This is a genomic window from Saccharopolyspora sp. 7B, from assembly GCF_020177435.1.
Taxonomy (GTDB): Bacteria; Actinomycetota; Actinomycetes; order Mycobacteriales; family Pseudonocardiaceae; genus Saccharopolyspora_C; species Saccharopolyspora_C gregorii.
This window is the reverse complement of sequence record NZ_JAIUKC010000024.1, coordinates 1-12,400: the sequence shown is the minus strand read 5'-3', so window position 1 is coordinate 12,400 and position 12,400 is coordinate 1. Positions and strand designations below refer to the sequence as shown.

Genomic DNA, 12,400 nt, shown 5'->3' with positions numbered 1-12,400 from the left:
GGGGGCCCCCCCGCCCCCGCCCCCCCCCCCCCGCGGGGGGGGGGCGCGGGGGGCCCGCCCCCCCCCCCGCCCCCCCCCCCGCCCCCCCCCCAGGCGGAGGTGATGTTCCGGCTGCTGCCCGCGAGGCACTGCTCGTAGCGCTGCATCACGTGCACCGCCTGCGCCTTCTGCTCGGCGGCGGCCACGCTGGCCAGGAACGCGCTGCCCGCGCCACCCGCGATGCCGCCGACGGCGGCGCCCATCATCGCGCCCGGGCCGGCGCCGACCCCCGCGGCACCCGCGCCGAGCGCCCCGCCGACGACGGTGCCGACCGCGGTGCCCGCGGCGGACCCGGCCGACCCGACGGCCACCGGATCGACGCCCGGCGGCGGCATCTCGTTGCGCGCCGATTCGAGCGCGTCCCCCGCTTCCCGGGTCGCCCGGCCCACCGCGCCCGCGCGGGAGCCCGCGGCTCCGGTCCGCTCACCGAGGTCGCCGAGCGCACCGGAGGCCTGCCGGGCCGCCTGCCCGTCCCAGTTCCGCTCCAGCGCCCCCCGCTGGTCGCGGAGCCCGTCGGCGTGGCCGGTGAGCTCGGTGCCGTGGCGCTGCCACTCGTCGGCGACCCGGCCGACGTCACCGACGTCGGCGCCCTGCCACAGCATGTCGTAGAGCTCCTGGTGCGAGTACGCGTTCCAGTTCGTCCCGCCCTCCGCCAGCGGTGAGCCGAAGTAGCCCTCCCACACGTTGCGCAGCGCCTCGACCACCGGCTGAGCCAGCACACCCGCCGGCCCGGCCTGCGCGAGCACCGCCACGGCCGCGTCGGCGAGGTCCTGCACCCCGTCCGAGGCCGTGCTGATCAGTTCATCGGCACCGTCGTCCGCCATGTCCCGTTCCATCTCCCCCAGGCGTGCGTGGAAAGCGACGAGGGGAAAGCTATGGGGCGGCGATGAATTTTCGATGAAGCGCCCGGCGGAGGGGTGCTCAACAGGAGCGGAGCGCCTCGCGGGCGGCGGCCAGCTCGTCCGGGCGCCCGGCGAGCTCGGCGAGCGCCACCGCCGCCTCGAAGTGCTCGCGCGCCTCGTCGCGCAGCCCCGCCAGCAGGCAGGTCCGGCCGAGCCGGTCGCGGAGCTCCACCTCCATCGACGCGTGCCCGCGCGCCGGGAACAGCTCCAGGGCGCGCCGCTGGGCGGCGAGCGCGGCGGTCAGGTCGCCGCGCGCCTGCTCGGCCGAGCCGAGCCGGGTGAGGCTGGTGGTGAGCAGCGCCGGATCGGCGGACCGCTCGGCCAGGTCGGCGGCGGCGCGCAACGCCTCGGCCGCGGCGTCGACCTCGCCGACCACGAGCCGGACGCTGCCGGTGTGGCACAGCGCCCGGCCCATCATCCCGGTGCTGCCGAGCTTCTCGCCGAGGGCGTGCAGGTCGGCGAACCACCGCAGCGCCGCCTCGTGCTCGCCGTCGAGGTGCCGCAGGTAGCCGATGACCGAACCGGCGCGCTCCACCGTCCGGTCGTCACCGAGCTCGGTGGCGAGCCGGATCGCTTCGTCCAGCGCGGCGAGCCCTTCCGCGCGGGCACCGGACATCGCGGTGGCCATGCCGATCCCGGTCTTCGCCCGGGCCTCCTCCCCGCGCTCGCCGCGGCGGCGCGCGGTGGCCGCGGCGTCCTCGAACAGGGTCAGCGCCTGCGGGTACCGGCAGCGGGCGATCTCCACGGCGCCGAGGCTGGAGCGCAGCGCGGCCACCATCCGCTGGTCGGTGGCCTCCGGGAGGCGGTCCAGGGCGATCCGCACCGCGTCGTGGCACTCGTGGGCCCGGCCGCGCGGCAGCAGCTGGTCGACGACGGCCTCGGCGATCCAGCAGGCGTGGTCGACGTGTCCGGTGGCCACCGCGTAGGCGACCACGTCGGACAGGTCGCCCGCCGAGTCCAGCCAGTCCGCGGCCTCCCGCACCCCGCGGAACGGGGCCGGGGCGCGCTCCGGCGGGATCACCTCGCCCGCGCAGCGCGCGGCGGACAGGTACAGGTCCAGCAGCCGCCCGGCGGCCGCGGTCGTTTCGGCGGTCTCGTCGGCGGCGAGGCGGCGGGCGAACACGGCGACCAGGTCGTGCAGCCGGTAGCGGCCCGCGACCGGCTGCTGCACGAGGTTCGCGTCGACGAGGGCCTCCAACATCCGCAACGCCTGCGCGGGCGTGCGGTCCAGCATGGCGGCGACGGCGATGCAGTCCAGCTCCGGCGCGGGCGCGCGGCTGAGGGCGCGGAAGGCGGCGCGATCCGGGACGGGGATCCTGCGGTAGGACAACCGGAACGCGGCTTCGACGCTGCGGTCTCCCGCGGTGAGCTCGCCGAGCCGCGCCCCGTCGTCGGAGAGCCGCGCCACCAGGTCGCCCGCGGTCCACATCGGACGGTTCTGCAGCCGGGCGCCCGCGATGCGCAGCGCCAGCGGCAGCCTTCCGCACAGCCGCACCAGTTCCGCGACGGCGGCGCGCTCCCGCTCGTCGCGCGGTTCGCCGACGCCGCCGACGAGCAGCCCGCGCGCCGCCGCGTCGTCCAGCGGGCCCAGCGAGACCCGGTGCGCCGCGTCGAGCCCGGCCAGCCTGCGGCGGCTGGTCACCAGCACGCGGCTGCCGGGCCCCGCGGGCAGCAGCGGGCGCACCTGCGCGGCGCTCGTCGCGTCGTCCAGCACCACCAGCAGCCGCAACCGGTTCGTCGCCGCGCGCCAGGAGGCCGCGAGCTCGTCCACGTCGTCCGGGATCGCGCTGTCGTCGACGCCGACGGCGCGCAGCAACCGCCGCAGCACCCGTTCCGGCGGCAGCGCCTCGCGGTCCTCGCGGTGGCCGTGCAGGTCCACGAACAGGCAGCCGGCCGGGCCGTGCGCGCGCAGCGCCCGGGCGGCGGTGACGGCGAGCGCCGTCTTGCCCGAACCGGCGACGCCGTCCACGGCGGCGACCGACACCGCACCGGGATCGGCCGCACCGGTCAGCAGCGCCAGCTCCTGCTCCCGGCCGGCCAGCGGGCCCACATCGGCGGGCAGTTCGTCGCGGGTGGCGGGACGGGCCGCGACCGCCCAGCGGCGCGGGGCGAGCGCCGCGTCGTCGCCGAGCAGCACGGCCCGCTGCACCCACTGCGCCGCCGTTCCCGGTTCGACACCGAGGTCGGCCACCATCCGCTCGCGCAGGACGGTGAACACCGCGAGCGCGTCCGCCCGCCTGCCGCTGCCGTGCAGAGCGCGCATCAGCAGCACCGCCAGCGCCTCGTCGCCGGGGTGGGCGACGGCGAGCGCCGAGAGCTCGCCGACCGCTTCGGCGTGCCGCCCCAGCTCCAGCAGGCAGTCCGCCCGCTGCCGGGCGAGCGCGAGGCGGCGCTCCGCCCACTCGCGCCGCCGGGCCGCCGCGAACGGGCCGGGCAACCCGGCCAGGGGCTCGCCGTCGAACAGGGCGAGCGCGTCGCAGCAGTTCCGCACCGCGGTCTCCGGATCGCCCGCCCGCCGGGCGCGGTCCGCCGCGGCGGCGAGGTCGTCCAGCCGCGCCCAATCCAGCCCCACCCCGGCGCCGTGGAACCGGTAGCCACCCCGGTCGGCGCTGATCACCGGGTCCTGCTCGGTGCCGCCGAGGCTCTTGCGCAGCCGGTACACGTAACCGGGCACGACCTTCACGCCCGTCCCCGGCGGTTCGTCGCCCCAGACCTCGTCGAGCAACCGCTGCCTGCTGGTGGTCACGTCCGGCCGCAGCAGCAGGCTCACCAGGAACGCCTGCTGCCGCACCGGACCGAGGTCCAGCTCCGTCGTCCCGCGCCACGCGCGCAGCGGGCCGAGGACGGTGAACCCGAGCCCGGTGCCGGGCACCGGACGGCCGCCCTCCCGCTCCGCCGACATGATCCGGAGCTTACGGGGCCGCCGCCCGCCGGAGGCGCGGTTCGCCCGCACGGCCCCGGATTCACGCGTTCAGCGGGCCTCGCCCAGCCGCCGCGGCCCGCACGGCTCGCTCGAACGGGGCGTCACCGCGCACCCGCTGCCCGGCGAGCTCGCGCCGGGGCATTGCCAGCCGAACGGAACAATGGTTAGGCTAACCTAACTAACACGGCGCGGTCGATCGAGCAGGCCCGCTCGCAACCCGACGGAGGCACCATGGCGTGGAGCAGGACCCCGCAGGACATCTCGTTCAGCACCTTCGACCTGAACTGGGGCTTTCTCGCCATCCGGCCCATCGACGTGCGCAGCGACGTGACGCTGCTGCACCGGTGGCTGATCGACCCGCGCACCACGCCGCGCTCCCCGGGCCGGGTCTCCCGGGTGCGGCGGCTGCTCGAAGCGATGCTGGTGGAGCCGGAACGCCGCCTGTACCTCGGATTCCGGGACGACATCCCGGCTTTCCTGTTCGAGACCTTCCGCCCCGAGCACGACCCGCAGGCCCCGCGACCGGGCGCGGTGGGCGTGCGGATGCTGTCCGCGCCCGGCGAGGAGGACACCCCGGGGTTCTCCACCGCGATCCTGCGCACCATCGTGAAGCTGGTCCTCGACGACCCGGTCCACGACCGCGTCGTGCTGGAGTCCGATGTGGCCGAAGCCCGGCTGACCCGGCTCGCCGCCGGATTCCACACCGAGCAGCGGATCACCGCGCACGGCAGGGAGATCTTCGTCAGCACCTGCTCCCGCGCGGACGTGCGCACCGAGTTCGGGCTGGAGGCCGCGGGCTGATCAGCCCCCGTCGAGGCCGTAGCGGGCGAGCCTGCGGGCGCGCACGTGCGGGTCCTCGCGCGGTACCGGCTCCAGGAAGATCTCGTCCAGGTCCGGGAACCGCGCGCGCAGCTCGTCGTCCAGCCGCACGCACAACCGCTCCACGTCCCCCGCGCTGAGGCTGTCCCGGAAGTCGAGGCGGGCGCACAGCAGCACCCGGTCGGTGCCGGTCATCATCGTCATCAGGTCCACGACGGCGCTGATCCCCTCGTGCCCGGCCAGGTGCTCGCGCACACCGCGCACCAGCGCCGGGCCCGCCGAGCGGCCGATCAGCAGCCCCATGTTGGCGCGGCCGAGCGCGTAGGCGACCCCCGCCAGCAGCACGCCGATCAGCAGCGACGCCACGCCGTCCCACACCCCGGAGCCGGTCAGCTGGTGCAGGCCGACCCCGGCGAACGCCAGCAACAGCCCGATCAGCGCCGCCCCGTCCTCGAAGAACACGGTGACCACCGTCGGATCGTCGCTGCCGCGCATCCAGCGCACGAAGGTGGTGCCCTCGGCCTTCGCCTCGGCGCGGACCTGGAGCACGGCCCGCAGCCACGAGGTGCCCTCCAGCAGGAACGCGCCGCCGAGCACCGCGTAGGCGACCCACGGCAGGGTCTGCTCGGACTCGCCGCTCGCGACGGTGCGCACCCCTTCGATGATGGCGAACACCCCGCCGGAGACGAAGATCGACACGGCGGCGATCAGCGCCCAGAAGTAGCGGGCCTTGCCGTAGCCGAACGGGTGGCGCCGGTCGGCCGGCCGGGACGAGCGCCGCAGCCCCGTCAGCAGCAGGCCCTGCGTGGTGGTGTCGGCCGCCGAGTGCGCCGCCTCCGCCAGCATCGCCCCGGATCCGGTGATCAGGCCCGCCACCAGCTTGAGCAGCCCGATCGCCAGGTTCGCTCCCAGCGCGAGCAGCACCGTCGCCGTGCTCTCGCCGCTCTCCTCCTCGGCCATCGGCCGATCGTAGAGCAGCCGACCGCCCGGAGGCGGTCCTCGCGCGGGGCCGGCCCGAGCCGCGCGCTGCTAGCGTCGGCGGATGGACATCCTGCGGTCGGTCGACGTCGAACGGATGCGGGCGCTGCGCGAGCGCGGCGAGTTCTTCTGGCTCGACCTGACGGACCCGACCGGCGACGAGCTCGCCACCGTCAGCTCCCTGTTCGACATGCACGCGCTGGCCATCGAGGACAGCCACGAGTTCGGCCAGCGCGCCAAGATCGACGAGTACGAGCACGGTTCGCTGCTGGTGTTCTTCGGCGCCGAACCCGGCGAGCACGGGCACCCCGCGCTGGTCGAGGTCCACCTCCACCTGTCCGAGCAGGCGCTGATCACCGTCCGGCGCGTGCGGCTGACCGCGGTGGACGACGCGGCCCGCCACCTGTCCGAGAACCCGCCCGCGCACTTGGGCGAGGCGGTGCACGCCGTGCTGGACGCGCTCACCGACAGCCTGCTGACCGCGCTGGAGGGGTTCGACGACGAGATCGACGAACTGCACGACGCGGTCGCGCTGCAACCCACCCCGGCCACCCGCAGGCGGATCTTCGCGTTGCGCCGCCAGCTGTCCCGGCTGCGGCAGGTCGTGGTGCCGCAGCGGGACCTGCTCGCGCCGGGCGGCACCGTCCTCGACGCGGTGCCCGCGCTGCGGGGGAAGGGTTCGGCGGTCTCGATCCGGGACGTGCACGACCACCTGGACCAGGCGACGCGGCTGCTCGGCTCCTACCGGGAGCAGCTGGCGAGCCTGCTGGACCTGTACCTGGCGGAGGTCTCCACCCGGCTCAACGAGTTCATGCGGCGGCTGTCGGTGATCGCCACCGTGTTCCTGCCACTGTCGTTCTTCGTCGGCTTCTTCGGGATGAACTTCGGGTGGATGCAGGACAAGATCACGCCCGCCTGGACGTTCTTCGTGTTCGGCATCGGGCTGCTGGTCGCCTCCGGCGCGGTCGTCGCCTGGTACCTGCGGCGCACCGGCGCCCGTTGACGTTCCGCCCCACCACCCGGCACGGCCGGGTTCCCGGCGCGGGCGCCGAGCCCGGCGGTAGCGTCGAGCGGTGCGATTCGACGGGATCCGGTTCGACCCGCGGCTGGCCCCGCTGATCGACGAGACGCGAGCCTTCTATGCCCGGCGCTCCCCCGGCCGCGGCCCGCGCGGTGCGGACGAACTCCGGTCGATGCGTGCCGCCGCACCCGTTCCCGCACCGTCGGATCCGCCCGCGAGGTGCGAACTCGCGGAGAGCGGCGGGCGTTCGGTTCCGGTCCGGGTGCAGCTGCCCCGCGCGGGTTCGCCCGCGGGAGTGCTGCTCGACCTCCACGGCGGCGGCTTCTACCTGGGTTCGGCCGCCGACCACGACATCCGCAACCAGGACCTGGCCGACGCGCTCGGCATCGCGGTGGTCGGCGTCGACTACCGGCTCGCACCGGAGGATCCCTGGCCCGCCGCACCGGAGGACTGCGAGGCGGCGGCCCGGTGGCTCGTGGCAGGCGCCGCCCGGCGGTTCGGCACGACCCGCCTCGCGATCTGCGGGTTCTCCGCGGGCGCGACGCTGGCGACGACCACCCTCGTGCGGCTGCGCGACCGGGGGATCGACGCGTTCGGCTGCGCGGTCCTCCAATTCGGGACCTACGACCTGAGCGGGCGGACGCCGAGCGGGCGGCTGATCGCCGACGAGTACTTCATCGAGGCCTACGCGGGGCACGTGCCCGACCGCGCCCACCCGGACGTGTCGCCGATCTACGCCGACCTGTCCGGCCTGCCGCCGGTGCGGCTGGTAGTCGGCGCGGAGGACGTGCTGCTCGGCGACAACCGCGCGATGGCCGCGCGGCTGGCCGCGGCCGGTGTCGACGTGGACCTGCGGGTCTACCCCGCCGCACCGCACGGTTTCACCGCCCACCCGACCCCGATGGCGGACGCCGCGCGGGCCGACGTGCGGCAGTGGCTCGCCGGACATCTCGGCGCGTGACGTGCGGGCGGGGCGCCGCTCGTCCCCGCCCGCTCCTCGCCGGTCGAGCGGCATCGCCGCGAGTTCCCGGAACCCGGCGTCGACCTGCCGCCGGGCGGGCGGTGCGCGCTACCGGCGAATGGCGGCGGCTCGGGCGTCGTGCGAGTGGATCCAGTGCAGCGTGGTGCCGATGCCGGTGAGCTGGTGGTCGCGCCGCTCCGCTTCCGCACCGTCGGGCAGGTGCAGCAGGTCGGAGGCGATCCAGGAGCTGCGCTGCACCGCGCGGGTGCGGGCGCGCCGCAGCCGGGCGTAGCGCCGCAGCGCGGTGGCGCGGTCGCCGTCGCGGAGGCATTCGGCGAGCGTCACGGCGTCCTCGATGGTCTGGTTCGCGCCCTGCCCGTGGTGCGGCAGCATCGCGTGCGCCGCGTCGCCGAGCAGCACCGCGCCGCCGCGGTACCAGCGGTTCAGCGCCCGCTGCCCGAACAGCCCCCAGCGCTGCGGCAGCGAGGTGCGCTCGACCAGTTCCCGCACGCCGGGGTGCCAGTCCGCGAAGCGGTCCCGGATCCGCTCCACCGGCACGTCCTCGGTCCAGCCCGGCGCGGACCACCGCTCCGGTTCGTGCACGACGGCCAAGAAATTCACGATCGAGCCATCGCCGATCGGGTAGTGCAGCAGGTGCGCGCCCGGCCCCATCCAGAACTGGATGGCCTGCGGGTCCGGCAGCGACGGCAGCTGCTCGACCGGGACCAGCCCGCGGAACCCGCTGGTTCCCGAGTAGGCGGCGGGGTCCTCGCCGGTCACCCAGCGCCGCACGGCGGAGTGCACGCCGTCGGCGCCGACGACCACCTCGGCCTCGGTGACCGAGCCGTCGGCGAATTCGAGCCGGTGGCCGGAACCGGCCGCGGAGATCCCGACCAGCCTGCGGCCGAGCCGGACCCGGTCCCCGCACTCCGCCGCGAGCAGCCGTTGCAGGTCGGCGCGGTGCACGCCGTAGTAGGGGGCGCCGAAGCGGCGTTCGTAGTCGGCGGCGACCGGGTGGTCGTGCACCCGGGCGCCGCTGTCCCAGCGCCGGTAGATCAGCTCGGTGGGCACCGCACCGCAGCGGGCGAGCCCCTCGCCCAGGCCGAGTCCGCGCAGCACCCGGGTGCCGTTCGCGGACAGGGCCACGGCCGCGCCGACCTCCCGCAGCTCGGGAGCCTGCTCGTGCACCTCCGCGTCCACCCCGCGCCGCCGCAGCGCCAGCGCGAGCGTGAGCCCGCCGATCCCGCCGCCGATGATCGCCACCGGTGCCGCCATCGCCCTGCCACCCCGATTTCCCACAACATCGTTCGTGTACGTACGGACACTGCGGAGGATCTGCCCGATCGCCCGTCCGGTCAAGACCCCTTGGACGCCCGTCACAACGCGCACCGGGTCGCACTCGCCGCCCGCCCCGGCCTGCGGCGACGGCCCACCAGCCCCCTCCGGCGCGGCACCACCCGGCGAGCCCGCGCGAGCCCCCGGCACCGGACGATCGAGCGGTCACCGCACCCAGCGGTACGGGGTGGTGGTCGAGACGGCGCGCAGGCCGGAACGTTCCAGGATCGGGCGCGAGCACTCCGTGCAGTCGCTGTGCACCAACGACTTCCCGAGTTCCAGCGCGGCCCGCGCCCGCGCGGCGGTGAGCGCCCGGTAGATCCCCCGGCCGCGCCACTCCGCGCGGGTGGCGCCGCCCCAGACCCCGGCGAAGTCGGTGCCGGGCACGGGTTCGAGCCGTCCGGTGCACACGACGACCCCGGCGGCCTCGGCGAGCCACAGCTGCATGCCGTCGTCGAGCGCGAGCCTGCGCAGCACCGCATCGACCGCGGCGGCGGAGACGGGCTCGCCGAACACCTCGTCCTCCATCGCGCACATCGCCCGCACGTCGGGCTCGTCCACCACCCGGCGCAGCGCGACGCCCGCGGGCAGCGGCACGTCGGCGACGAGCGCCCGGACGGGGCCGATCATGATGGTCTCCGGCTCATCCGGCGCGAATCCGGCGGCGAGCAGGGCGTCGTGCAGGCCGGGGGCGCGGTCGTGGCCGCGGGTCTTCCACTCGACGCGCTCGATCGCCGGGTCCGCGCGGTAGTGCTCGACGACGTCGGCGACCAGCCGCCGGACCTGTCCGGCGTCGGCGCCACCGAGGTCCCGGTAGGTGACGAGCCCGCGCCCGCCCGCGTAGGTCGCCAGGCGCAGCGGGCCGCACCTGGCCACCGACAGGGCGCCGGGGATCTCCGCGTCGGTGCGCAGTTGGTCGTCGTAGGCCGCCAGCAGGCTCGTCGAGTCGTCCACGCGGATCATCTTCAGCGGCACCACCGGCGCGGACAACCGGTTTTCCGGGCGCGGCCCGGCTCCCCCGAGCGGACGAGCACTCGCGCGACGCGGTCACTCCTCCCGCACATCTGGACCGTTCGTTCACTTACCGAACACCCCATTCGGAGTAGTTCGCATCCGGCTCCGGATCGTGTCAAGTCTCGGGTTCCCGATACATCCTCCGAAAAACCCCTCGACGCGAGTCTTGACGCGGCGAAATCCGCGGGTCCACAATACGCTCGTTCCGTTCATATATTGAACGTTCTGTTCCTAGAACGAACACTCGAAGTCCGTCCCGCGGTGCGCACCCCGGTGCCGCCATCGCAGCTCCGTCCCACCCACCGGCAGCACAGCGCTCGGCCCACCGAGCGCGGCACCGACGACGAATGGAGTGCACAACCGTGACCGAAGAAACCGACGTCATCGTGGTCGGTGGCGGCGTCTCCGGCCTCATCGCGGCCCGCGAGCTCAGCGGACGCGGACTGCGGGTCACCGTGCTGGAAGCCAGGGACCGGCTGGGCGGCCGGGTGTGGACCGACCACCGGCTGGGCCGCGACCTGGAGATCGGCGGCACCTGGCTGCACTGGGTGCAGCCGCACGCGTGGGCCGAGGTCAGCCGGTACGGGCTGGAGGTCACCCGCGGACCGCGTCCGGAGGAGGCCTACTGGCTGGCCGGGGACGAGGTGCGCACCGGCGACCTCGACGAGTTCATGCGGCTCATCGATCCGGGCATGCGACGGCTGCTGGACGAGACCATGCGGCGCATCCCCCGGCCCGACCAGCCCGCGGCGGGCGCCGAGATCACCGAGGTCGACGGGTTCAGCGTCCAGGACAAGCTCGACGAACTCGACCTGCCCGTCGAGGAGTACCGGGCCAACGAAGCCGCCTGGGTCGGGCACTTCAACGCCCCGCTGCAGGACGGCGCGTTCACCGCCGCGCTGCGCTGGACGGCCGCCACCGCCGGGTCCTGGCACCTGATGCACGAGGCCTCCGCCGTGTTCCGGCTCGCCGCCGGGACCAAGGCGCTGGTCTCCGCGATCGCCGCCGACGGCGACGCCGACATCCGCACCTCCACCGAGGTCCGGCGGATCGAGCACGACGCCGACGGCGCCACCGTCACCACCGCCGCCGGCGACCGGTTCCGGGCCCGCCGGGTGGTGCTGACGCTGCCGCAGAACATCCTCGGCGAACTGGACGTCTCCCCCGCGCTGTGCGTCGAGAAGCGCGCCGCGACCGAGGAGCGGACCGCGTCGCGGGGCGTGAAGGCCTGGATCCGGGTCCGCGGTCCGATCCGCCCGTTCTTCGCCTACTCCTCGGCCGAGCACCCGCTGTCGGTGGTGCGCACCGAGTTCAACGGCGAGGAGGACGCGGTGCTGGTGGCCTTCGGCGCCGACTCGGAGCGCATCTCCCCGAACGACATCGACGCCGTGCGCGCCGCGCTGCGCGCGTGGCGCGACGACCTCGAAGTGCTCGAAGTCTCCGGGCACGACTGGATGGCCGACCCGCATTCCAGGGAGACCTGGCTGATGCAGCGGCCGAACCAGCTCACCCAGTACTTCGAAGCCCAGCGGCGCCCCGAGGGCGTCCTCCACTTCGCGGGCGGCGACGTCGCCTCGCTGTGGGCGGGCTTCATCGACGGGGCCGTCGAGAGCGGCCTTCGCGTGGCACGTGAGATCAGCGGCGACCTGCGCTGACGCACCCCTGACCAGAACCGGACGAGGAGGCACCACCATGACAACGTCGACTTCGATCATCGAGCCGCGCCAGTTCCGCGACGTGATGGGACATCTGCCCACCGGCGTCGTCGTCGTGGCCGGGCGCGACCACGAACGCGGCACGCCCGCCGGGCTCGTGGTCGGCACCTTCCAGTCCCTCTCGCTGGACCCGCCGCTGGTGTGCTTCAGCGTCGCCACCAGCTCCCGCAGCTGGCCGAAGATCCGCCCGAGCGGCTTCTTCAGCGCCAGCGTGCTCACCGACGGGCAGGACGCGGTGTGCCGCGCGATGTCCGGCAAGCAGGAGGACAAGTTCGCCGAGGTCGACTGGCACGAGTCGGCCGACGGCTGCCCGCAGATCATCGGCGCGCACGCCTGGATCGACTGCCGGACCGTGCAGGAGCTCGAAGGCGGCGACCACCTCATCGTGATCGGCGAGGTCCGCGGCATGGCCACCGGCAGCGGTGATCCGCTGGTGTTCCACCGCGGCAGGCTCGGCGGCTACCGCGAGCCCCTGCACGCCTGATCGCACGTTCCCGGCGCCGCGGCCTTCGGCAGCCGGATTCCCGCACCGCAGCACGCACTTCCCGGGGCGGGGGGGGGCGCGCCCCCCCCCCCCCGGCCCCCGCCCCCCCCCCCCCCGCCCCCGGGCCGCCGGTGTGGTGGCGGGGGCGCGGGGGCGGAGTGGGAGTGGCCGGGCCCGGCCCCCGGGTCGCCGGGGGGGGGGGGGGGCCC

The 12,400-nt window shown here is 75.2% G+C and carries 10 protein-coding genes; 5 read left to right on the top strand and 5 right to left on the bottom strand.

Features of this window, described 5'->3' with window-relative positions; translation table 11 throughout:
• The coding region (locus LCD33_RS05020; RefSeq protein WP_224977560.1) for a hypothetical protein at positions 1-863 on the bottom strand (863 nt) is incomplete at its 3' end.
• Positions 864-960: 97 nt separating this feature from the next.
• Positions 961-3,843 carry a BTAD domain-containing putative transcriptional regulator gene (locus tag LCD33_RS05015; RefSeq protein WP_224968360.1) on the bottom strand — a complete coding sequence of 961 codons (2,883 nt, stop codon included), beginning with the start codon at positions 3,841-3,843 and terminating at the stop codon, positions 961-963.
• Positions 3,844-4,095: 252 nt separating this feature from the next.
• On the opposite strand from LCD33_RS05015, the gene LCD33_RS05010 reads away from it, so the two are divergent.
• Entirely contained in the window at positions 4,096-4,665 is a 570-nt protein-coding gene (locus LCD33_RS05010) for a GNAT family N-acetyltransferase (RefSeq protein ID WP_224957481.1), read from the top strand.
• Here LCD33_RS05010 and LCD33_RS05005 read toward each other — a convergent pair whose 3' ends face one another.
• Complete coding sequence (locus LCD33_RS05005; protein ID WP_224957480.1) at positions 4,666-5,643, bottom strand: cation diffusion facilitator family transporter; 978 nt, start codon at positions 5,641-5,643, stop codon at positions 4,666-4,668.
• An 82-nt stretch (positions 5,644-5,725) separates the two neighbouring features.
• On the opposite strand from LCD33_RS05005, the gene LCD33_RS05000 reads away from it, so the two are divergent.
• Together LCD33_RS05000 and LCD33_RS04995 are read left to right on the top strand one after the other, a co-directional pair.
• Entirely contained in the window at positions 5,726-6,664 is a 939-nt protein-coding gene (locus tag LCD33_RS05000; protein ID WP_224957479.1) for a magnesium transporter CorA family protein, read from the top strand.
• A 70-nt stretch (positions 6,665-6,734) separates the two neighbouring features.
• Positions 6,735-7,643 (top strand): alpha/beta hydrolase, encoded by a 909-nt coding sequence (locus LCD33_RS04995; protein WP_224968358.1) that lies wholly within the window; start codon positions 6,735-6,737, stop codon positions 7,641-7,643.
• A gap of 108 nt (positions 7,644-7,751) precedes the next feature.
• On the opposite strand, the gene LCD33_RS04990 is transcribed toward LCD33_RS04995, so the two are convergent.
• Both LCD33_RS04990 and LCD33_RS04985 read right to left on the bottom strand, forming a co-directional pair.
• Positions 7,752-8,918 (bottom strand): FAD-dependent monooxygenase, encoded by a 1,167-nt coding sequence (locus LCD33_RS04990; protein WP_224968356.1) that lies wholly within the window; start codon positions 8,916-8,918, stop codon positions 7,752-7,754.
• Between the two features lie 225 nt (positions 8,919-9,143).
• Positions 9,144-9,968 carry a GNAT family N-acetyltransferase gene (locus LCD33_RS04985; RefSeq protein WP_224977559.1) on the bottom strand — a complete coding sequence of 275 codons (825 nt, stop codon included), beginning with the start codon at positions 9,966-9,968 and terminating at the stop codon, positions 9,144-9,146.
• Positions 9,969-10,171: 203 nt separating this feature from the next.
• On the opposite strand from LCD33_RS04985, the gene LCD33_RS04980 reads away from it, so the two are divergent.
• Together LCD33_RS04980 and LCD33_RS04975 are read left to right on the top strand one after the other, a co-directional pair.
• A complete protein-coding gene (locus tag LCD33_RS04980; RefSeq protein WP_308011226.1) occupies positions 10,172-11,647 on the top strand; it encodes an NAD(P)/FAD-dependent oxidoreductase in 1,476 nt (491 codons plus the stop codon).
• A gap of 37 nt (positions 11,648-11,684) precedes the next feature.
• On the top strand, positions 11,685-12,191 hold the full coding sequence (locus LCD33_RS04975) for a flavin reductase family protein (protein ID WP_224957475.1): 507 nt from the start codon (positions 11,685-11,687) through the stop codon (positions 12,189-12,191).
• Positions 12,192-12,400: the final 209 nt, after the last annotated feature.